Origin of the sequence: Paracoccus sp. PAR01, from assembly GCF_014851995.1 — a bacterium.
GTDB lineage: Bacteria > Pseudomonadota > Alphaproteobacteria > Rhodobacterales > Rhodobacteraceae > Paracoccus > Paracoccus litorisediminis.
Map to the genome: position 1 here is coordinate 1 of NZ_JACVAW010000096.1, position 585 is coordinate 585.

Annotated in this window: 1 pseudogene; it reads left to right on the forward strand. The window is 60.9% G+C overall.

From position 1 onward, the window contains the following. Positions 1–533: pseudogene (locus IB235_RS26050) on the forward strand (transposase); the annotation flags it as partial. Positions 534–585: the final 52 nt, after the last annotated feature.

Here is a 585-nt window from a genome sequence, read left to right on the forward strand (position 1 = left end):
GCTTTCCTGAGGCGATCACCGCCGCCTTTCCGGACGCCATGGTTCAAACCTGCGTTCGCCAGCGGGCTCGGACCGATGGCGCCTTCGCTGGCTCACTGCATCTGGTCCGCCACAGCCTGAACTTCTGCTCCTAGAAGGACCGCAAGGCTGTGGCCGCCGATCTGCGCCGGATTTACGTGGCCCCGACTGCCGACATGGCGGCCGTGGAACTCGACGGCTTCGAGGAGAAATGGGCCGGGAAATACGCCTCCATCGCCCCGGCTTGGCGCCGCGCATGGCAGGAGGTGATCCCGTTCTTTGGCTTCGATCCGGCGATCCGCAAGATCATCTACACGACCAATGCCATTGAGAGCTTGAACCGGGTCATCCGCAAGTCGATCAAGACCCGTGGGTCATTCCCGACAGACGAGGCGGCGACAAAGCTGATCTACCTGGCCATCCGCAACTTCGAGAAAGACGGCCGAAACGTCCGGGAATGGTTTGCGGCCCGCAATCAGTTCGCCATAATGTTTGGCGAGCGCTTCGACGCTTGAGTATCTGAAACCGCATGGAACGGCCCAGATACACAAAGTTCAGGACACTCCC